Raw genomic sequence first — 21394 nt, 5'->3', positions numbered from 1 at the left:
ATACTCTTGTATAAGGATTTTTTCTCAAGCTTTTCTTATGATGAATAGTATGAAAACAAACGTGAAACGTGTGGTTGCGGCATCGTTCAGGCGTGCTTTTGGCCTTGACGGTCGTTCTCCTTTGGGTGCAGGGGCTCTACCGGTCATTCCTCGGCAGGAAGCAGGCGAAGAGGAAAGGCGCTCCTGTACGTTCCTCAATCAGCTGGCAGACGCATTGGCCGATGGCAATTTCGAACAGGGTGCGATGCTCTCTCATCGGTGGTCCGATGCCGCCGGATATGCCTTTGAAGAGGCTGGAAAGGCTCTTGATGGTTTCTACGGATCGCTGAGCGACAGCGAAACCTCCTCCCTGATTACCGCTTTTGACCAGCATCGGAGGGTAGATGCTGCCAAGGCCGTTGCTGAGTTCTGGGCCCCGGAAATCAAAGGGAAAAAGCAGGAAGCCGTGAAACACTGGAGGCTCCGTTCGGCAGAACCTAATGCAAAGCCTATCAAAGCTTCAGAGATCTTGCTTCAGCTCAACGGCCTATATACCCTTCCCGAAACAATTCCCGATGAGCTTCCCGACGAGCTGAAGGACGCGGGGAACCGGCTCCTCGCCCATCCCGGGGCCAAGGTCGCTGACTACGATCATCCTGTGCCGCTTTTTCAAGATGACGAATCTCATGAGCTCGTATCTTGTCTTGCTCGTCTGGAAGACGATATTGCCTATGAGAAATCGGTTGGCCTTCTTCCTGTGCATCACAAGGTTCCCATCCTCCTTTCTGTTTCGGTTACGCACGAACATCTGGATGAGGTTGTGTGTGCCTGGATAGCATATCTGCTTGGAAAGAGGCTTTATCACCATTTTCGCCTCTATCTGCTTACCGAAGAGCGGTGTAGGTATATTGATCGAAAACTTTTCGGTGGCAGTATGCCGCAATTCGGGGTTGCCGGAGCCTATGGTCGTCATTTTACCGCTCTCAAATATTCCTCGCTTCTTTTTGAACGCGGCTGGGGAATCCGTGCAAGTTTTAAGCTTGATACGGACGAGGGGATCCTCAGCCGCAATCTGAAAGAGACGACAGGAAAAAGCTGGTTTGAAACCCTGTGTCATCCTTTCTGGGGGGCCCAGGCTGTAGATCCGAAGGGACAGACGGTCTATCTCGGGGTCAATGAAGGGGAGTATGTGAATAGCAGCGACATCGACACCCTTGGTTACCCCGATGCCCTGCGCTCTCCGGATGTGAAGCTTCCTGCCTCACATGCTGGACGGGATCTCTTTTTCCAAAAGGGCTTTGCCCATGGAAATGCCACGGCTTGGTACAACGAATTTGATGATCTTGAAGAGCTTATTAGCCATCCCGTGGTTAAGGGGGGCGGCTACGGGATCACCAATGATGGTATTCGGCAAGCGGCTCCCTTTACCTGGTCGAAGGTCGGACGGGCAGAGGACCAGCAATTCTATTTTTCCGCCCTTTCCGGAGGGGTAAGAGGGATCTTTCATCCCAATCTACGGATTGCACACTACAAAAGTGCCGTTTCGGGAGCGGAACATAAAACCGAGTCCACAAGGCTGGCCGGTGATATGTACCGCCTCGTTCAGTTTTCTTTTCTCGCCGAATATTTTGGAGTAAAAGAGGAGCTCGACCCCATGCCGGGTGTTTTTGCGAGCAGGCTTGCCAGAGCACAGGCTTTTTTTCATTTGGTCCATCGGGCGGCTGCGTTTTTGATGGAAGAAAAGGGTGATCATGCCTCTTTCTTGCTTTCCGAAGGGCTACGTTCTCTTGCCGACTTCGAGAAACTGATCGACAGCGGCAAGGCCCTGGAAGAGATTGAGAAGGAAAGAGCCCTGTGGCGGCAGTTTATCGATACGACGGATACTCTTTCGGCCGGAGTGGTGCGGGAAGTGATAGACAGCTGCGAGGTATAGCAAGAAATAGCCGTGGAAGCAAAGTAGATAATTATCACCAATATTCGGAACACTACACGAAAGGCCCCAAAGGGGGCTGCCTTAGGCATCCCCCTTTTGGGATAGTTCTACTTTCCTTCTTCTTTTGGCTTCTCTTCACTGATGAACCAGGAAGCCGGTTTCATCAGCTGTCCGGCCTTATAGGCACTTATGCTGAAAGGTTCCTTATTTGTATCGGCGAGACAGCGATATGCATTGTCGTTACCCTCCACTTTTCCGTAGATCCTGAGGGTATGCTCCTCCTTTTCACTCTGAAAGGTAAGACTCCAGGAGGCTTCCTCTTCGCTCCCGATGGTGTCGGGAGCGAGAAAGGCGGTTGCATTGATTCTTGCCAGCTGGGAGATAAAATCAGTGATCTTTTTCTGATCAACGCGTTCCTGCTGCGCTTCCGAAAATTGCCAGCTCTCCTTTTCTTCCCCGCTTTTTCTCAGAGAGAAACGTGCATCCGCCGATGCAACTCCGACGGAGATGATATCAGAAGAGGTGAAAGAGAATATCTGTCGGTTGCGAAGTTCATCCAAACTCACATCAAAGATGGATCTGAGGGCTCCTTCTACAAGGTAGATCCCTTCCCGCCCCGCGAGCGTAATGTAACATCCGCTGCCCTTATCGGCTTCTTTACCGATTCTGATAGATCTGAGCACATCGTTGTCGTGGTAGACCGCGACCGTAATTGCGTCGGCGTCCTCGAGCTTATAGCGTTCAAGCTCTCCCTCTCTGCTGACCATCTGGCCGACCTTGAGGCTGTTGAGGGCATCGGTCATGCGGGTTATCTTTCCCTCGTCTGCCGAGTATTCTTTGTCTCCAATGAACCAGCTATCTGCTTTTTTTGCCGCAACAATCGGATCTTTTCCCGGTACATGTATCTCAATACGGTCGGCTTCTTCTCCCCAGGGAGCTACCGGAGCGAAACTTGCCCGGTTCCCCGTAAACTTTGTCACAATAATGAGGAGAAGGAGTACTGCGACGGCGGCAAATTGTATCATCTTTTTTTTAGACATGGTGCGCACCTCCGGAAAAGCGTTCTTCTATGGCTCGTCGCCGCGATCGCTGGAGTCGCCATACAAACAAGCCGGCAATAATGATGAGTAACGGTATAAAACCCATGGCGATTCCCTTTATCAGGTTTCGTACCTCCGGGGAGGTCGACAACAGCTTGTGCCTTCCCAATCCCTTCGTTCTCATGGGAATGACCTGATCGTTACCGGTACTCCAATCGACCAGATTGTGAACAAAAGCTGCATTGCTGTTTGATGAGGATGGGTCGAGGAGCTGTGGTGTGGTTAACAGCGAGGTTGCCGCCACGGCGATTCGTCCCTTTGCTATCGATGTCGTTATCTGAGAAGCCGTATCAAGGGCCTGTTTTTCTTCTTCCGTGGTCTCCTCTTTGGGAGGAGCCGGAAAGGCGCTTGAGAAACTCCCCTCAAGGCTTAAAGCCAGGGGATAGCTTTGCAGTTTTTCATCCCCCGGCGGAACCATCCCCATGGGGTTAAGCATGATATTTTTGTCCATCAGCCATGACTTTTGAGACGATGAAAGGATCACCTTGGTAGTGATATCATCGCTGTTTTCTGTTTCATCGGGAATAATGAACGTACCACTTTGTAAGGTAATCATCTCACCGAGGTTTTTGGTGATGGGGCTTTCCTTGCTGAGGCTCTTGCCCGACAGTAATGGCGCCCAGTATATCTTGATGTCTCCGTACTGGGGATCCCGCTGGCTGTAAGCTTCATTGTCCAAGACATAGCCTCGCTTATAATCAATGCCGTATGCCGAAAGCTGATCCTCCAACCCCGTCTCAATCGGGGTATAGCTGGGAGGTTGACCATAGGCCGTCGGCTGGTTTACCTGGTATGGGTCCAAGAAGAGGACCAGATTGCCTCCCCTCAGAAGAAACTGATCGATTGTATAACGTTCCTTCTCCGAAATTTCCGTCTTGGGACCGTTTATGATTAATGTGCTGACATTATCGGGTATTGTCAGATTTCCATCCTCTCCGGTTTTTAGCTCCTTCAGCTCGTACATATCGGAAAGAAGCTGTTGTAAGGGAGCGGCACCCTGCTGCTGGTCTGCAAGTGAAAGCTCTCCATGGCCCGTAAGGTAGGCGACGGCAGGATTGTTCGAGAGGAGTGCTCTCATCGTTTCTTCGATTCTGGTGGCCAGATTGTCGACGCCGCTGATTGCATATCCACTGAAAAGGCGCTGGGAAAGGCCTATGGGAATGAGACGTGACTTATCGCCGTAGGAAAGCAGCAGATCGAGGGCCCCGTTACCCGCGGGGATCTGTTTCCCATCCTGATCCGTGGAAGCCCTCCAGTGGATGGTCTGGATTCCGTAACGGTCGCTGAGCTCCTTAATGTCTCCGGCATCGGGATCTTCCACACGAAAATCGATTCTGTCCCTTATGGATGGCGGCAATTGCGTTACGGCGTCTCTCACGTTTTGCTCAAGGTCGTCGAAGCCCTTAATACCGAAGGCTCCGAGAGATTTCGAGAGATAGAGGGTAAGCATCGGTTTACCGGTGATACCGTGAAGGGCATCAACGGCTGCCACCATTTTCTGCATGGTGGTGGTCAGACGATACTCAAGGCCGGATGAATTGGTAATCTGGTCGATGACTTCGATGCCGTCTCCGTAAATAATGGCCAGGCCGAGATAGGCACTCCTGCTCTGAAACTGGTCGCTTTTAATCTCCTGTATCTGAACGGGAGCGATACCGTAGTCGGATGCGCTGCTTTTACTATCCGCATCATCCATATCATAGAAGGTAACGGTGAAATCTTTTCCCCCGACCCTGACATACTCTTCGAGGATATCCTTCAGATATCGTTCCACACTGTTGTATGGAGCAGGAAGATCGTGTGAGAAAAAGACCTTGATGGTAAGTGGGGCATCGATTCCCTGCACCAGCTCTTTGCTTATTGGGGAGAGGCTGTAGACATCACCTTTGGTCAGATCGCTTCGTATATAGAACTGAGAGGCGGCGATGTTAACAAGCACGATGATGAGCAGATAGAAGAAAAGATCAGAAGCGTCCCCGAGGAGCCACTCTTTGACACTTTGCAGGCGTTCTTTGAATTTCATCATCTACCTCCTTTCCTTTACTGCTTTTACGGTAAAAAGGAGGAATACCGCCGTCAGCGAGATCAAATAGATGAGACTCCGACTGTCCAAAAGGCCTCTTGATATGGTCTTGAAATGGTATTGCGTACCGAGAAATTCCAATATGTTTACCAAAGCGGCAGGGACAAGGACAAGCATCTGATCAAAAAAGGTGAACAGAAGGGCGATGGCTGCGGTGACGATGAAGGCAACGATTTGATTGGAGGTCATGCTGCTGGCAAAGAGTCCCACAGCGGCATACGCGGCTCCCAAAAGCAGTGCCCCAACGTATCCTCCGATAATCGGACCTGGATCCGGGTCCCCGACAAGGGAGATAAGAACCACATACAGCAGGGTCGGCGCAAGCATTACTGCTATGAAGATCACTGCTGCGAAGAATTTTGAGAGGACGATTTTTCCGCTTGAAACCGGGAAACTGACCAGCGCCTCAAAGGTCCCCTTGCTCCGCTCTTCGGCAAAACTCCTCATGGTTATTGCGGGGACAAAAAAACTGAATAGAATGGGAAGTAGTTGGAAAAATCCCCGCATTTCGGCTTGATCGTAGATAAAAAAGGTGGGGAAAAAAAGCATTCCCGAGAAAAGAAGGAAGAGGGCAATAACGATGTAGGCTATCGGCCCTCCGAAGAGCGAGTAGAGCTCGCGTTTTGTCATGCTAATCATGGTCGCCTCCGGTGGTGAGCTCACGAAAGATTGCTTCCAGGGATTGTTTCTCCCTGCTCATTTCGAAAAGCGTCCAACCCTTTTGTGTTACCGTATGAAAGAGGGCTGGTCTGACATCTTCTTCCGTCCCGGCGGTTACCAGGATCGTAATAAGGCCCTCTTCACCCGGCACCTGGTGCGCTTCCAGAATGCCCGGGAGGGTGGAAAAAAATTCTGGGGCCTTTGTGGCATTCGTGCCCGAAAGAGCCAGCCGTACCGTGTAATGGCCGTTTTTAACGGCCCTCAGATTATCGGTATGGTCGTCTTTAACGATGGCCCCCTTGTTAATGATGACCACCCGGTTGGCAATTGCCTCCACTTCCTGAAGGATATGGGTGGAGAGAATAACGGTTTTTGTTTTTCCGATTTCGGTGATAAGGTTTCTGACTTCGATGATCTGGTTTGGATCAAGACCTGTTGTGGGCTCATCCAAAATCAGAATCTTTGGATCATGGATGATGGCTTGGGCAAGTCCTACTCGTTGTTTATAGCCCTTCGACAGCTGATCGATGCGTTTATGCATTACCCCGGTGATACCGCAAATCTCGGCGGTTCGCCTGATGGCTGTCTCATCCGTGATCTTTCTTACTCCCGTTACGTAACGGAGGTAATCGTAGGTCAACATTTCTCCATAAAGTGGTGGTGACTCAGGAAGGTAGCCGATAATCGAACGTATCGTTTCTGGATCTTTGGAGACATCGATGCCATTGACAGAGACGGTGCCTGATGAAGGCCGAAAATATCCGGTAATCATCCGCATGGTGGTGGTTTTTCCCGCACCATTTGGTCCAAGTAGGCCGGTGATCTCCCCTTCCTTGATTTCGAGCGAAAGATTGTCGACGGCTCTGAAGGAGCCGTAATCTTTGCTCACCGAAGATAAGGTAATCATGAGCATTCCTCCGAAAAGGGGTAGGTTCGTACTAATGTAAAAAGATAGCAAAATGGAACCGTATCGCCAAGGTTTCTCTTCCTTGATTTGTACGCTTCAAAAAGGGTACTCTCTTCATGGAGGATGAAATGCGATCATATCTTGACTGTTTCGGCTGCTTTATGGATCAGGGGCTTGATGTTGCCAGGCGCTCAGGGGCTGATGAGGCACAGCAGCGCCTCATCCTCAATGAGATTGCCGGGATGTTTCCTTCTTTTGACCTTGAGACCCGTCCTCCGGTGATGAGCCTGAAAATAAATCGGACTATTAGAGACATGACTGGGGTTTTTGATCCCTATGCCGATGAAAAAAAGCGATGTAATGAGCTTGCGCTTAAAGCGGTGGGGCTGGTACGGAGCAACATTGCAGCGGCTTCCGATTCCCTTACGCGGGCGATGGAATACGCCATTGCGGGAAACAGCATCGATTTCGGAGCAAACCACCATCTTGATATCGATGAGACACTTGCAGATTTGATCAGCGGAGAAGAGTCGAAACTGGCAAGCCAGTCTGGTTCGACCTTCATGCTGGAGGCCTTTCGAAAAGAGCTCTCAAAAGCCCGGAGCCTGCTCTTTATCTCGGACAATGCCGGTGAGATCGTATTTGATATGCTGCTTATCGAAGCCATTGCGGCTCTCTATCCGGATATCTCCATAACTGTGGCTGTCAGGGATGAGCCGATCATCAATGACGCTACCCTTGAAGATGCAAAGACGATCGGCCTCAATAATGTGTGTGAGGTGATCTCCAGCGGAAGTCCGGCACCAGGGACTCCTCTTGATCTCTGTTCAGATGAATTTTTAGAACGCTTTTTCTCCTCGGATATGGTCGTGGCCAAGGGGCAGGGGAACTATGAGACCCTCAACGATGCTCCACGGATGATCTATCTGCTGTTTCGGGTTAAGTGCAGAGTGATTTCGCACCATTGCGGTGGTGCTATGGGTGACATCATGCTGATACCTTCACAAAGCATCGACTGATCCTTGCAGTTCCTGCGGCGTACAATTACGCTTTTAATATGGAGGAACATGTATCGTCATTAAGGAAATTTGTTGCTCCCGAATTTATTTTTGGCCCTTCTGCTCTCAAAAAATGCGCTGAATATGTGAAGAATTTTGGTGCTGAGCGAATTCTGCTTGTAAGCGATGATGGTGTGACCAAGGCCGGATGGACCGGCAAGGTTGAAGCGGCTCTCAGAGAAGCTGGTGTTGTCTACGAACTTTTTCTTGATGTTTCACCCAACCCTCGTGCCGATGAGGTGATGAAAGGCGCCGACTACTATAGCCGGGCGAAGTGCGATATGCTACTTTCCGTCGGCGGCGGGAGCCCTATCGATTGTGCGAAAGGTATCGGCATTGTCGTTTCCAATCATCGCCACATTCTTGACTTTGAGGGGGTGGATAATGTGCCGATTCCCATGCCTCCCCTGCTTTGTATTCCGACCACCGCAGGTTCATCCGCTGATGTTTCTCAATTTGCCATCATTCTCGATGCTGATACCTCCTCGAAGATCGCTATTGTCAGTAAAGGGGTGGTACCGGATATTAGTTTGATAGATCCCGAGACCACCCATACCATGGATCAGGCGTTAAGCGCCGAAACGGGACTCGACGCCCTCACCCACGCCATAGAGGCTTACGTTTCCAATGCCGCCAGTGCCATGACGGATATGCATGCCCTTGAGGCGATCCGCTATCTCTGCCGTTACCTTCCGACGGTGATCCAAAAGCCGCAGGATATTGATGCCAGAGCCGGCGTTATGATGGGGAGCCTTCTCGCCGGGCTCGCCTTTTCCAATGCAAGTCTTGGTCTGGTTCACAGCATGGCCCATGCCCTCGGCGGAGTATTCGATCTTCCTCACGGCCTTTGCAACGCCCTGCTTCTGGAGCATGTGGTAGCTTTCAATTTTGAGGCTGTGCCGGATCGTTACCGAGTGATTGCTTCGCTGCTTACCGGCAAAGAGCTTTCTAGAGAATCGCAGAACGTAGTGTTGGAACTTCTCACCGATGCCTTGGTTCGCCTGCGTCGCAGTGTGCGCCTGGGCGAAACATTCGGTGTCCCAAAGGTCGATGCTGCCATGATCAGGATGCTTTCGCAGCGAGCTATGTCTGATGTCTGCATGGTGACCAATCCCAGACCCGTGAAGCGGGAAGATATTGAAGGGATCTATGGCTGCATCTTCTGAGCCCTATAGCGATGGAAATATCGATCTGGTACGCAGCAAAATCATAGGGCTTGGTGATCGATCCATTCGAAAAAGCTATTACCCCCAGCTTCGTGAGACCATCAGGGATCTTCGTGAACAGCGGGAACATCTTATGGAGCTTGTCCGGCTCCTTGAGGAACGGGAAGAAGAACTCGAACAGCTCCTCGACGAGAAAGAAGAGCTGTTACGTGAGGTCCATCACCGCGTGAAAAACAATTTCCAAATTGTTGGGAGCCTTCTCAATCTGGGGATGGATATGCTTTCGGACGGGGATGAACATGAGATCTTTTACCGCACCAAGCAACGGATCGATACCATGGCACGTGTCTATGAAGAGATCCTCCGTCGTGAGGAATTTTCGGAAGTCGATCTTTGCGACCTTATTCGTCTTGTTACCGAACAGTATGAGGAAGCCCGGCGTGGAAAGCAGGTCGAACTTTCTCTGGATCTCGACTGTCCGGGGAGAATGCTTGACTTGGATTTGGCCGTTCCCTTTGCCCTCATTGTAAACGAGGTCGTTGCTAATGCATTTGAGTATGCGTTTCCCGGGGGGACGGGGCTTTTCCATCTGAGGCTCTACCGAAGTGGTTCCGAAGATGATAAAGAAGGAATTTTGACCTTTGAGCTGACCGACAACGGTCCGAGTTTTGCCGAAAGATGGACCGATTCCGAGGCAAAGCGCCTTGGCATTGCGTTGCTCAAAGCCCTTGTCGCCCAGATAGGCGGGGCCTTCAGCTATGAGGATCAGGAGACGGGATTGGGAATGCGGTTTATTCTTCGTCTCAAGCGGCCCACTTGACCCTATCCGCCTCTTGTTTTACCATATAATTCTCAAAAGAGGGAGTAGAAGCGTGAGAATAGTTCAGGGAAAAAGAAGACAGGATGGTTGTTTTCCGTCTGCGGCGTCTTTTTCCCCGCGATCCTATTCTTGCGGTCTGTACAATTCCATTTGACGGCCGTGACATTGCCGCTTTCTTAACAAAGGAGGCGCCGTCATGGTGTTCAATCAGCTTCAAATTTCAGCACTCTCATTTTCCTGGCCTGGTATGATAGAGCCGCTTTTTACCGATCTTTCTTTTTCGATAGGAGCCGGATGGACCGGGCTTGTCGGAGCGAATGGATCCGGAAAAAGTACCATCCTATCGATCATTGCGGGAGAAAACCAACCAGATTCTGGTTCTGTAAAAGCCCCGTCCCGGATGCTTCTGTGTCGCCAGGATACCGCACACCTTCCGGATCAGGCGGACTCCTTTTTTTACGCTTTTGACGAGCGAAGTGAGGAGATCATGCGAAGGCTTGATATCCAGTATGAATGGTTCTTTCGTTGGGATAGCCTCAGCTTTGGAGAACGAAAGCGTGTGCAGATTGGGACGGCACTCTATACCGCTCCGGATCTTCTTGCCCTTGATGAGCCGACAAACCATCTGGATGAGGTTAGCCGTGATCGCCTGCTTGCCGCTCTTGCCGATTATGAGGGGATCGGCATCATTGTCAGCCACGACCGCTACCTTCTTGATTGTCTCTGTGAGCGGACCCTCTTTCTTCGGAACGGCACGGTGGTCCTCCGCCCTGGAGGAATCTCTATAGGTCTCGAAGAGGCGGCGCGTGAGGCGGAGGAAGCGAAAAGGGCCTTAACTACTGCTCAGAAGCATATGTCTTCGCTCAAGCGCGACCTTGAGCGAAGACGAAACCTGGCTCAGGGGCAACAGAAACGAAGATCCAAGGCCGGCTTACCGATCAAGGACCATGATGCCCGTTTCAAGAAAAATCTTGCCCGCCTTTCCGGTAAGGATGGTACCGGAGGAAAGCTGCTCCGTCAGCTGGATGGCACCCTGGCGGCTGCTTCTCGGGCCGAAGAGACGGCCAAGGCTCGCCTTGATGATACTACTATACGGAAGGCCTCGGGCCTTACCCTCGGAGGTGAACTGAGTGGAAAGGACCGTCTGTTCATGTTTGGCCCTGATGAGCTTCAGGTGGGAGACCGACAACTCTCCTATCCCGAATTGGAACTTCGGCCTGGAGAACGCGTTGCAATAACAGGGGCCAACGGCAACGGGAAGAGTACGCTTATCCATCTCCTCGTAGAGCATTTTTTTCTAGCTAATCAGGATGAACGCTTCCCATGGTTTTATCGTAATGCCGTATTCCTGCCGCAGGAGCTATCCGAAGCCGACCGTAGGCTGTGTGCCGACCTCGTGGCATCCCTTGATTCTTCGGAGCGGGGAATGCTCATTTCAGCCGTGCATCGTCTTGGTTCTGAGGTCGAGGGGGTGTTGCACTCTTCCCTGCTGAGTCCTGGAGAGGCGAGGAAGGTCATTATCGCCAGGGCATCGCTCATGGAAACCGAAGTTCTGATTCTTGATGAACCGACGAACCACTTGGATATCGAATCTATCCTCTTACTGGAGGATGCGCTTAAGAAATTTTCAGGAGCCCTTCTTCTGGTTTCTCACGACCAACGTTTTCGGGAAGCCTTGACCGACCGGGAGTGGAAAATTTATCAGGAGGCTCCGGGGCGATTGGTGCTGTCGGACGAACCTTAATCTTCCTCCTGCTTTTCTTCGATGACGTCGTTCCTGTCGACCTGGAAATAGTCGGTGGCTGCGTGCATCTGTTCTGCCTGGGCCGATAATTCTTCGGCCGAGGCTGCAAGTTCTTCCGAGGCCGCCGCATTGTCCTGGACGATGCGGTCGAGTTGTTCGACCCCCTTGCCGATCTGGCTCGCGCTGTTTTCCTGTTCTTCGGTTGCTGCCGAGATTTCCCTGACAAGTTTACTGGTGTTCATGATTTCGGGAACCAGGTCGTCGATGGCCGTTCCCGCCTGCTCGGCGATTTTTACGCTTGACTCAATCAGTTCTCCAATTTGATTTGCTGCGTAACGACTCCGCTCGGCAAGTTTCCGTACCTCGGCCGCCACTACCGCAAAGCCTTTGCCCGATTCTCCCGCCCTGGCCGCTTCGATGGCGGCATTAAGGGAAAGCATATTGGTTTGACGGGCGATTTCCTCGATAAGTGATACTTTTTCCGCGATTGCTTTCATTGCCTCGACCGTTTTACCTACCGCCTTGCCGCTTTCTCCTGCGCTGGTGGCCGCTTTTTGGGCAATGGAATCGGTCGCTTTTGCATTTTTCGCCGTCTGACGCATGTTTGCCACCATCTCTTCGATGGATGAAGAAATCTCTTCCATTGACGATGCTTGTTCCGTTGTTCCTCTGGAAAGATCCTGTGCAGAATAATTTACCTGATCGCTTCCGATCCGCACTTGGGCAGCTGCTTCCTGGACCTCCAGTATGATATTGCCGACCTGCTCGACCATCTGGCCCAAGGCCGAGGCAAGGGTTCCCAATTCGTCATTACGTTTTAGCGTTGGAACATCTACCAACAAGTCTCCTTCGGCAATGCCCTTGGCTATGGTGGCAAATCGTACCAATGGTCCCGCCATGGCTCGTGAAATAAGATAAATAAAGGTAATGGCAACCAGGAGGAAAATAATCGTGATCCCTGTGATCCTCGTGGCAATCGCAATGATGGTTTTTTCAATGTCATCGATGTAGATCCCTGTTCCGATGATCCAGCCCCAGGGCTTGAAACCCGCCACATACGAAAGCTTGGGTTCTATCCGCCCTTTTTCGTTGTAATATTGCCAGGAGTATTCTACAAATCCCTTACCCGATTGCTTTACCACATTGACCATTTTCTGGAAAATAGGCACACCCGTCGCATCTTTTAGTCCCGAAATATCGGTACCATCCAATTCCGGACGATAAGGATGCATCACCATAATCTGCTGCAGATTGTTGATCCAGAAGTAATCCATCCTGTCTTTTCCGTAGCTAAAGTGGGCCAGCAGCTCCTTTGCCATATCCTGGGCATCCTCTCGGCTCAATGCTCCCGATGTCTCTTTTTCCGCTGTATAGTTAATGATGCCCATGGCGGCATCGACCAATCGAGTAAGGCTTTCACGTTTTTCTTGGTATATGCTGGCACGAAAGGTCCGTATAAACAGGATATCAGAGATGAGAAGAGAGAATAATAAGAGTGTCGAAACTATGATGATTAGTTTCCAAGCGAAACTCTGCTTTTTCATGTGTTCCTCCTTAGATAATGGTATGAAACCTTGTCGAGAAAATCAAAAAATGAAGGGGAAGAATCCTTGTTGTAATCTATCTTCTTCTGCTATAAGGGTAGAGAGAGAAGGAGGCTGTGCATGGTTTTTTCACCCCCAATACAAGATGGTGACTCTATTGAAGTTGGCCAAGATGAGTTGATTGAAGCGCTTACCGATTATGATTTTGATCCCCTTGAAGAGGTCCTGGAAGAAATTCGGGAGGATTTCGAGGTTGATGCTGGCCAGCTTGACGAATATGTTGATGCCCTACGGGAAGAACCGGAAATCTTGGATGCGGTAAGTCGCTATATTGCCGATGATTTCATCGAAGAAGAGGACCTCGACTACGATTACTATCTGCGTCGTTTTACCGATGATTTGATTGTCTATCTTTTTCAGCAGTGGAGGCCCGAAGAAGAGTAGATAGGGTGAGCCGTATCATGCTTAATACAAGCTGAAGGTTATTTTTTACCCGGTGATACAGTTCCCGAATGAGTTCGTTTTTTTCTTCGAGGCCGTCTGCAATATCCCGCTGTCGCATCCTCAGCTCTTCCAGTGCCCGATCTTTCCGCTGGTCATAGATACTGAAAAGTGTATAGATCAGGATAGTTGTTACGGGGATAACGACCGGCCCTCGATGTGGCTTCATTCCTTCAAAATCTCGGTGATAAAGGCCCCATCTTTATAAAAGCACTCTCCGTCTGCGGTAATTTCCCCGCCCTGGCGCATGTCACAGATCATATCCCAGTGGATGACCGACTCATTCTCGCCACCGGTCTCTTTGGGAGCATCTCCTGCAGCCATATGAAATGTTCCGCCTATTTTTTCATCGAAAAGGGTGTTGCTGGTAAACTGCTTGATACCGTAATTGGTTCCGATGGCGATTTCTCCAAAATAGCGGCTTCCCTCATCGGTATCGAGGACGGAATGGAGAAAATCCTCTCCCTTTGCAGCATGTGCTTTTACTATCCTTCCCTCTTTGATTTCAAAGCGAACATCTTCGACCGAACGCTGTTTATATATTGCAGGAAAGGTAAACCGGACATGACCATCGACCCCGTTGATAAGCGGGGTCGAGAATATCTCGCCGTCAGGAAAATTTTCTGTTCCCGCGCAACTGATCCAACGGCGTCCGTCTACCCGTACCTTTAGGTCCGTATCGGTGGCACGGAAGTGAAGTTCCTTTTTTCCCTCCAAATAGCGGGCCCAGCGGCTCTGCTCTTCGTTGATCTTTTCCCACTGGGCGACTGGATCCTCTTTGTCCAACAGACCGGCAGCGTAGACAAAATCTTCGTATTCGCTCAGGCTCATTGCCGCTTCCTGGGCATCTGCGATGGTTGGGAATTGGGTACCGCACCATCGCAAGTCACCCGTGCCGGTGCGGTCGCTGTAAAGCTTTCTCCATGCCTTGTTGCCTTTCTGACGCTCCTGAATTCGCATCGGATCGATGTTGGAGAACCCTTTAACGTTGGAATTTCCCCATCCGAAAAGGAAGACATCGGCTTTTCCCATCATTTGTTCCATGAGAAAATTATTCTCACGAAGTTGTTCAATGGTGGAGATTTTCAGAATTTCTTCTTCGATTTCATCGCTGGTGATGAGGCTTTCCGGATGCCCTCCTGCACGAAGGACCTCCCGTGTTACCGCTTTTATCCATGGTATGGCCACTTCCTGGCCCATAATGAACACAAAATCACCAGGCTTTACCTTTGTCGAATAGTTAACGAGAAGCGAAGCGAGCTTTTCGAGTCTGAAATCCTTCATAATGCCATGTTCTCCTTATAAACTTATATCAATATAAAAGGGTTTCGAGATAAATTTCTACTACAACAGCTTCTTACTTTTTTCGAAAAGCTGGACAAGAAAAAGCGGAAGCCTTACAAAGATACAGAGGAGGCTTTTATGCGGATCGGGATCATATCGATACTGTTGTTTTTATCCAGTACGATACTTTTGTCTCTTACCGTGCCTGCCTGGGGCCACAGGGATCGGGCGCTCGGTAAATCATTTATTGCCCTGTGCTTATCGATTGCAATATACAATTTGGGTTATGGAATGGAGCTCGCTTCCGCAAACCTTACAACACTTATTGTTTGGTCGAAGTTCCAATATCTGGGTATTCCTTTCATTCCCACCTTTTTCTTTTTATTTGCAGCGAACTACACAGGGATCCGCGATCGAATACCCCTTCCTCTGGTTTTTTATCTTGTGGGATTTCCCTGCATTACCATGGTCCTGCACCTGACACAGGAACATCATAATCTTATGTATATCAATCCAACGATCCACAGGGTATGGAACATGTCGTTTCTTGCCTTTGATAAAGGGCTTTGGTATAAGATTTCCCGCTGGCATGTTGCCGTCATCATCAGTGCAGGTGCCATCCTTTTTTTACGTTTTTTCCTTCAATCTGTTGCGGTTTTCCGGCGGCAAAGTATTTTGATACTTATCGGGGCCCTCTTTCCTTGGGCGGGATGGCTTGTCTACATGTTGGATATTCTTCCCTCGGGTTTCGATCCCACGCCCTTTGCTCTTTTTCTTGCCTCCCTGTTTTTGGCCTCTGCCCTTCTGCGATATCGTCTTTTTGATGTCTCGCCGATTGCAAAGGAGCAGGTCTTCGAGAGCATTGATACCGGCGTACTTGTTTTGGACAGCGAGAAGCGGCTTGTGGACTATAATCATGCCGCCTCTCTTGTTTTTTCTGCTTTAACAAAAGAGAAGAAGGGCGTGTATGGTGAGGATCTTTTCAAGAACATAACATCGGGCAACCGCCTGTTCGAAGAATCGGATAGTGGGGATGTCTCCGTCGATATTCAGATTGCTTCCGGCGACTCTTTACGCCACTATTGGGCCCGACGGTCAAGTATACGGACACCAAAAGGGAGGGTGCTCGGGAGTCTCATTCTCCTTGACGATATCACCAATCGGGTCAGACTTCTGGAAAAGATGGAAACACTTGCATCAAAAGATCCACTGACCGGGATCAGTAACAGGCGCCATCTCTCCTCTTTCGGCGAGAAGGAGGTGGTGCGTGCCCTTCATTACGGTACGAATCTTGCTTTAATCATGTTTGATCTTGATCTTTTTAAAAAGGTGAACGATACCTACGGCCATGACGTAGGTGATCAGCTTCTTATCCATATTGTAGAAATCGCCCGCGGACTTGTCCGTGAGGCCGACCTTTTGGGCCGTTATGGAGGAGAGGAGTTCGTCATTCTGCTTCCCCAGACATCTCTGTCCGATGCGCAGCTTATTGCCGAAAGGATTCGAAGCAGTATTGAGATTTCTCCCTTATTGCTTGAAAGTGGAACCTCTATTCCCATAACGGCAAGTTTCGGGGTTACCTCTTCCTTTGGGAGTTCCGATTTCAGTTTTGAATCTCTCTGTAAAAAGGCGGATGAGGCGCTCTACCGGGCAAAGGCTGAGGGACGAAATCAGGTAGTAACCTTCCTTGGAACGGATAATGAATAAAATATATCTACTGTTCCGAATCCTGGTGGTCAAAGCATTCCAATTCTTTTTCTTCCCGTCAATTACAAAAGTGCAGGTAGAAAAGAACAAGTAATCCAGGAAATGAAAGGATTTCTCCGGGAAAAACGGCACAAAACCACCAGGATTCCGGACACTAGTTAAAATATAGAGATTTCTTAGTTTTTCTTTTCACTAAACCGGTTTACATATGATAAAAACCGGGATATTATCCTTTCATGATCACTACGCATATCAAGAATCGTTTGCTGCTTTTTCTTACGTTTATAGCATTTGTGAGCCTTGGGCTTCCCGATGGTTTGCTTGGGGTTGCCTGGCCTTCTATTGCGTCTCAGTTTGCAAGGCCTCTAAGCCGCCTTGCCCTGCTTCAGCTGGCGGCGACCTGCGGTTTCTTTTTTTCCAGTACCAATGCAGGGCGCCTTATCGAACGGCTTGGTGTCGGTCGTCTGCTGATAGCCAGCAATGTGATGGTTTTCATTGCCTTATCCGGTTTCTCCTTCGCCGATAGGTGGCCGCTGATCGTCGGCTCTATGGTGGTGCTTGGCATGGGGGGCGGGGCCGTTGATGCCGGACTGAACGCCTATTCTGCCTCACGGTTTACCAAAGAGCAAATAACGTTGATGCATGCCTTCTACGGACTTGGTGCCATGATCGGTCCGGTAATTATGCGCAGAGTGCTTCATCTTCATGCTCCCTGGCAGAGGGGATATTTGATTACCCTGAGCATGATAGCCCTGCTTCTCCTTCTTTTTATTGTATCTCAGAAGATGTGGAACGGTGGAGTTTCTCTCTCTTCGGATGCAGATAAGGCTGGAGAGGGTGAGGTTTCGGGGCGAATTAAGAATATCGGTATGCTTCTCTTTTTTATCTATACGGGAGTGGAAGTGACCACCGGGGGATGGAGCTTTACCTGGCTGACAAAGGGGCGTGGTGTGGCACCTGAAACAGCAGCCTTTTGGGTCAGCATCTATTGGGGGGCACTGATGGTCGGACGTTTGTTTTTCGGATTTCTCGGCCAGAGATGGCACACCCGCACAATCCTTTCCCGCATGGTTCTTGTTGTTGCCGCGGGCTGTCTCCTCTTTCTCCAGCCATGGTCCTCATCTATTTCTCTTGTTGCCCTACCTGTCATCGGTTTCTCCTGTGGGCCACTTTTTCCTCTTTTTGTCAGTTACACCCCAACAGTGGTGGGGCAGGCAGATGCTTCACGTCAGATAGGGCGGCAGGTAGCATTTGCCAGTATCGGGTCTGCGGTGGTTCCTCTCTTGGTTGGCCTCGGTGTGGAGATTACGGCACTTGGGGCCATCCCTGTTATGCTCCTTTTCTTTGCCCTGATTCTTGTAATTCTCTATAATCGATGGGTCGCCGGACTTGCTGAATAATCGTTGCCTGGTGATAAACTATCGTTTATGCTGAGAATCATGGAAACAAGAATTGTATCTTGGAACGTTAACGGCATTCGTGCCGCACAAAAAAAGGGATTGCTCGAATACATGATGCAGGAACATGCCGATGTGGTCTGCCTGCAGGAAACAAAGGCCAAACCCGAGCAGCTTGATGAGCAATTGCTGAGCCCCTCTGATTATTGCTCTTATTTTAGTTCCGCCGAACGCGGCGGCTATTCCGGGGTTGCCGTCTACAGTCGAAGAAAGCCTCTTTCTGTTTCGCCTCTCGGGATCGCCGAGTTTGATGCGGAGGGGCGTGCCCTGCTTGTGGAGTTTCCCGACTTTGTCCTTATCAACGGCTACTTCCCCAACAGTCAGAGCGAAGGAGCACGACTCGATTATAAACTTGCCTATTGCGATGCCATATTGAAACGTTGCAACAGCCTTGTCGGTGAGGGCCGCCATGTCGTTGTCTGCGGCGATTACAATATCGCTCATGAGCCGATCGACCTTGCCCGTCCGAAGGAAAACGAGGGGAATCCAGGTTTTCTTCCTGAAGAGCGTGCCTGGATGAGTAGCTTTCTTGATGCCGGTTATACCGATACCTTTAGGATCTTCAATAATGAAGGTGGGAACTACACCTGGTGGTCCTATCGAACAAAGGGTCGGGAACGAAATGTGGGCTGGAGGCTCGATTATTTCTGTACCGATAAAGGGTTTGAGAACCGGGTCAGAAACTCAGAAATCCGTTCGGAGATAATGGGGTCGGACCACTGCCCTGTAGTGCTGACTGTAGCGGAATAGATGTAATAACGCATATCTACTGTTCCGAATCCTGGTGGTTAAAGCATTCCAATTCTTTCTCATCCCGTCAATTACAAAAGTGCAGGTAGAAAAGATCAAAGAATCCAGAAAACGAAAGGATTTCTCCCCCCTTTCTCTCTGACAGGTACGTAATAAGTACTTTTTTGAGTACTATCGTAACCTTGTTCGGAGACTTACATGCTCTGATAATGATCTAAAAATCAGAGGGAGAATAACCATGACAATCAATCCTTTACGGTGGGGAATTATCGGAGCGGGCACTTGGGGTAAAACCCATGCGGATATCGTTTCCCACCATCTTTTAGCTGATCTGGTGGCTATAGCCGATCTTGACTCTCAACGTGCAGAACGCCTGGCTTCCGAACATGGGGTGGCTGCCTATGGTGACTATCGTGAAATGCTGGAAAAAGAGGAGCTTGACGCGGTAAGTATTGTAACTCCCGATTTCGCCCATGCTGAGCCTTTTATTGCATGTTGCGAGGCAGGAAAGCATGTCCTGTTGGAAAAGCCTTTGGCGACGAATCACAAGGACTTGGCAAGAATGAAAGAGGCTCATGCAAAATCCGGTATCAGATGTATGGTGGATTATCACAACAGGTGGAATCCTCCAATCGCATTGGCATACCAAGATATTCAGGAGGGGAAGATCGGTGATATTGTTTCCATGTATTACCGGCTTAACGATACGATTTTCGTGCCTACGGAAATGCTGAAATGGTCGGAACAATCCTCCATCCTTTGGTTTCTTGGATCTCACTCGGTGGATACCCTGCGCTTTTTTTGCGGGAGTGAGGTAGATACCGTCTATGCCCTGTCCCGTTCGATGGTTCTGACTAAACGCGGAATAGACATACCGGATATATATCAAACGATCATGACGTTTAAAAACGGCGTTGTCGCTACCATGGAAAACGGCTGGATAACCCCGAACACGCATCCCCACTGGAACGACATCAAGGTAAATGTGACCGGAACCAAGGGGATGTTCAACATGGATCTGACCAATAACCAGACCATCGAACGCTATCTGGAGGATGTAAGTGACCATCCCGATACGGTTATTAAGCCGATATTACACGGGAAACCTACCGGCTTCTCGTATGAGAGCATTATCGATTTTATCGAGAAAATCTATTACGAAAAACCATTTTTAGTCGACTTTCAGGATGCCTACAATGTCAGCAAGGTGATTCTTTCGATTTTCGAATCGGTGAAAGAGCATAAGATCGTTACGGTCGAATATTAAAACAGGAGGAACGGTATGAAAAGGAGTAGTGTTTGGAAGAGCGTTGTTCTGCTATGTTTTCTGCTGATATTTTCAGCAACAGGAACAATCTTCGCCAACGGAAGCAGTGAAACGGTTGCGGTGTCTGACGATCCGTATATCAATGCTGTCAGGGACAAATTGCAGGGAACGACCATTACCATTGCCAGTATGTCGCATACTTCCAGCAATGCAATGAGGGAAATGGTAGGTGAATTCACTGCCGAAACAGGCATTAAGGTTCGTTGGGACATCATGGAAGAGGGGTTGCTGCGCGAAAAGATCCTTATGGACCATCATGCGGGAACCGGAACCTACGATGTTCTTTTTCTTGATGCATTCAATTTATCGCAGTATTCGGCCGTGGATGTGATGATTGATCTTAAACCGCTTATTAATGACAGTACGTTGACTCCGTCGTGGTTTGATTATGAAGATATTCTTCCCGCCTATCGGGATGGAGTCGGTTCGTATGGCGGGGTTGTGTATGGAATTCCCGTTGCAGGCGAAAGCCGATTTTTGGCCTACAGAAAGGACCTCTTTGATAAGTACGGTAAAACTCCGCCTGTAACGACGGATGAACTTCTTGAGACTGCGAAATTCTTTAACGAAGAGGTGGATGGGGTCTATGGCATCGCAATGAGGGCCCAGAAAGGTATCCATTTCGCCAGCGGCTGGATGACACTCATGTACTCGTTGGGTGGACAATTTCTGGATCAGAAAACCTGGGATGTTTTGGTGGATAGTCCGGCAACGGTTGATTCTCTGAAGTATTATGTAGAACTCATGAAGCAGGGGCCTCCCGACATCTCCGTATACACCCATGAAGAGGCCATCAGCGCGTTCATGGCGGGAAAAACGGCCATGTGGATAGACGCAACCGCCATTGCCTCCTGGATCCTCGATCCCTCCAAGTCGACTATTACCGACAAAGTAGAATTTGCTCCACTTCCCGCAGGTCCTGTCGGAGCCTATGCACCGCTGGCGGGATGGAGTGCCGGCATATCGAGCGATGTTTCGGATACCCAGAAAGAGGCGGCCTGGGCCTTTATTGTATGGATGACCGGGAAAAAGCATAGTTTGGAATATGTACACGACGGTGGCGTTATTGTCAGAGAATCCTTACTGACCAACGGAGAACTAGTAGCGAAAGATAAATCCTTACCAGCACAGCTACTAACCATGAAAGAAGCTGCCAACCTGGTCAAAGACGGTATCATCTGGATCCCCCCACATCCGAAGGCGATTAAAGTTCTTGAAATTGTTGGGAACTATGGTAACGATGTCCTGAGCGGCATCTCTACCCCGGAGAAGGCCATGGAGAAGGCTCAGACTGAAGTGGAAATGATCATGAATGAATAGGCGATTCGGTCCCCGAAAAATTTTCGGGGGCCTTCTTATCTATCTCTTGGGCAC

18 protein-coding genes are annotated in these 21394 nt (G+C 49.7%); 11 read left to right on the top strand and 7 right to left on the bottom strand.

Annotated features, from left to right (window positions below; all coding sequences use genetic code 11):
* Positions 1 to 49: 49 nt before the first annotated feature.
* The gene (locus F459_RS0101910; RefSeq protein WP_020611044.1) at positions 50 to 1912 is read left to right on the top strand and encodes a hypothetical protein; all 1863 of its coding nucleotides are present in this window, start codon (positions 50 to 52) and stop codon (positions 1910 to 1912) included.
* 107 nt (positions 1913 to 2019) lie between these two features.
* On the opposite strand, the gene F459_RS0101905 is transcribed toward F459_RS0101910, so the two are convergent.
* From F459_RS0101905 to F459_RS0101890, 4 genes are read right to left on the bottom strand one after another with little or no spacing between them, the layout of a single operon-like run.
* Positions 2020 to 2952 (bottom strand): DUF4340 domain-containing protein, encoded by a 933-nt coding sequence (locus F459_RS0101905; RefSeq protein ID WP_020611043.1) that lies wholly within the window; start codon positions 2950 to 2952, stop codon positions 2020 to 2022.
* On the bottom strand, positions 2945 to 5035 hold the full coding sequence (locus F459_RS0101900; RefSeq protein WP_154651600.1) for a GldG family protein: 2091 nt from the start codon (positions 5033 to 5035) through the stop codon (positions 2945 to 2947). The genes F459_RS0101905 and F459_RS0101900 overlap by 8 nt, the downstream gene beginning before the upstream one ends.
* Positions 5036 to 5038: 3 nt before the next feature.
* A complete protein-coding gene (locus F459_RS0101895; protein ID WP_020611041.1) occupies positions 5039 to 5734 on the bottom strand; it encodes an ABC transporter permease subunit in 696 nt (231 codons plus the stop codon).
* Positions 5727 to 6662: an ATP-binding cassette domain-containing protein gene (locus F459_RS0101890; RefSeq protein WP_020611040.1), complete on the bottom strand. Its 936-nt coding sequence runs from the start codon at positions 6660 to 6662 to the stop codon at positions 5727 to 5729. Before F459_RS0101890 ends, F459_RS0101895 begins: the two co-directional genes overlap by 8 nt.
* Positions 6663 to 6790: 128 nt before the next feature.
* Here F459_RS0101890 and F459_RS0101885 point away from each other — a divergent pair, with 128 nt between their 5' ends.
* The 4 genes from F459_RS0101885 to F459_RS0101870 all read left to right on the top strand — a co-directional run bounded on the left by F459_RS0101885 (position 6791) and on the right by F459_RS0101870 (position 11450).
* Positions 6791 to 7681 carry a damage-control phosphatase ARMT1 family protein gene (locus F459_RS0101885; RefSeq protein ID WP_020611039.1) on the top strand — a complete coding sequence of 297 codons (891 nt, stop codon included), beginning with the start codon at positions 6791 to 6793 and terminating at the stop codon, positions 7679 to 7681.
* A 38-nt stretch (positions 7682 to 7719) separates the two neighbouring features.
* Positions 7720 to 8886 (top strand): alcohol dehydrogenase-like regulatory protein ErcA, encoded by a 1167-nt coding sequence (gene ercA / locus F459_RS0101880; RefSeq protein ID WP_020611038.1) that lies wholly within the window; start codon positions 7720 to 7722, stop codon positions 8884 to 8886.
* Complete coding sequence (locus tag F459_RS0101875; protein WP_020611037.1) at positions 8870 to 9706, top strand: sensor histidine kinase; 837 nt, start codon at positions 8870 to 8872, stop codon at positions 9704 to 9706. The genes ercA and F459_RS0101875 overlap by 17 nt, the downstream gene beginning before the upstream one ends.
* Positions 9707 to 9902: 196 nt before the next feature.
* Positions 9903 to 11450, top strand: a complete 1548-nt coding sequence (locus F459_RS0101870) for an ATP-binding cassette domain-containing protein (protein ID WP_020611036.1) — start codon at positions 9903 to 9905, stop codon at positions 11448 to 11450.
* On the opposite strand, the gene F459_RS0101865 is transcribed toward F459_RS0101870, so the two are convergent.
* On the bottom strand, positions 11447 to 12994 hold the full coding sequence (locus tag F459_RS0101865) for a methyl-accepting chemotaxis protein (protein WP_020611035.1): 1548 nt from the start codon (positions 12992 to 12994) through the stop codon (positions 11447 to 11449). The two genes, F459_RS0101870 and F459_RS0101865, sit on opposite strands and share 4 nt — an antisense overlap.
* 120 nt (positions 12995 to 13114) lie before the next feature.
* On the opposite strand from F459_RS0101865, the gene F459_RS0101860 reads away from it, so the two are divergent.
* Entirely contained in the window at positions 13115 to 13438 is a 324-nt protein-coding gene (locus F459_RS0101860; RefSeq protein WP_020611034.1) for a hypothetical protein, read from the top strand.
* Here the strand turns inward: F459_RS0101860 and F459_RS24630 are convergent.
* Complete coding sequence (locus F459_RS24630; protein ID WP_407636021.1) at positions 13383 to 13556, bottom strand: histidine kinase dimerization/phosphoacceptor domain -containing protein; 174 nt, start codon at positions 13554 to 13556, stop codon at positions 13383 to 13385. The genes F459_RS0101860 and F459_RS24630 overlap by 56 nt on opposite strands.
* A 104-nt stretch (positions 13557 to 13660) precedes the next feature.
* Entirely contained in the window at positions 13661 to 14779 is a 1119-nt protein-coding gene (locus F459_RS0101855) for an aminopeptidase (protein WP_020611033.1), read from the bottom strand.
* A 138-nt stretch (positions 14780 to 14917) separates the two neighbouring features.
* On the opposite strand from F459_RS0101855, the gene F459_RS0101850 reads away from it, so the two are divergent.
* From F459_RS0101850 to F459_RS0101825, 5 genes are all read left to right on the top strand, one after another.
* Complete coding sequence (locus F459_RS0101850; RefSeq protein ID WP_020611032.1) at positions 14918 to 16486, top strand: histidine kinase N-terminal 7TM domain-containing diguanylate cyclase; 1569 nt, start codon at positions 14918 to 14920, stop codon at positions 16484 to 16486.
* A 236-nt stretch (positions 16487 to 16722) separates the two neighbouring features.
* Complete coding sequence (locus F459_RS0101840) at positions 16723 to 17886, top strand: MFS transporter (RefSeq protein ID WP_020611030.1); 1164 nt, start codon at positions 16723 to 16725, stop codon at positions 17884 to 17886.
* 27 nt (positions 17887 to 17913) lie between these two features.
* Positions 17914 to 18693 carry an exodeoxyribonuclease III gene (locus tag F459_RS0101835; RefSeq protein WP_020611029.1) on the top strand — a complete coding sequence of 260 codons (780 nt, stop codon included), beginning with the start codon at positions 17914 to 17916 and terminating at the stop codon, positions 18691 to 18693.
* Between the two features lie 238 nt (positions 18694 to 18931).
* On the top strand, positions 18932 to 19960 hold the full coding sequence (locus tag F459_RS0101830) for a Gfo/Idh/MocA family protein (RefSeq protein ID WP_020611028.1): 1029 nt from the start codon (positions 18932 to 18934) through the stop codon (positions 19958 to 19960).
* Between the two features lie 15 nt (positions 19961 to 19975).
* A complete protein-coding gene (locus F459_RS0101825; RefSeq protein ID WP_020611027.1) occupies positions 19976 to 21340 on the top strand; it encodes an ABC transporter substrate-binding protein in 1365 nt (454 codons plus the stop codon).
* Positions 21341 to 21394: the final 54 nt, after the last annotated feature.

Source organism: Sediminispirochaeta bajacaliforniensis DSM 16054, assembly GCF_000378205.1.
GTDB lineage: Bacteria > Spirochaetota > Spirochaetia > DSM-16054 > Sediminispirochaetaceae > Sediminispirochaeta > Sediminispirochaeta bajacaliforniensis.
Note: the sequence above shows the minus strand (reverse complement) of the source record. Positions and strands in the feature narration are given on the sequence as shown.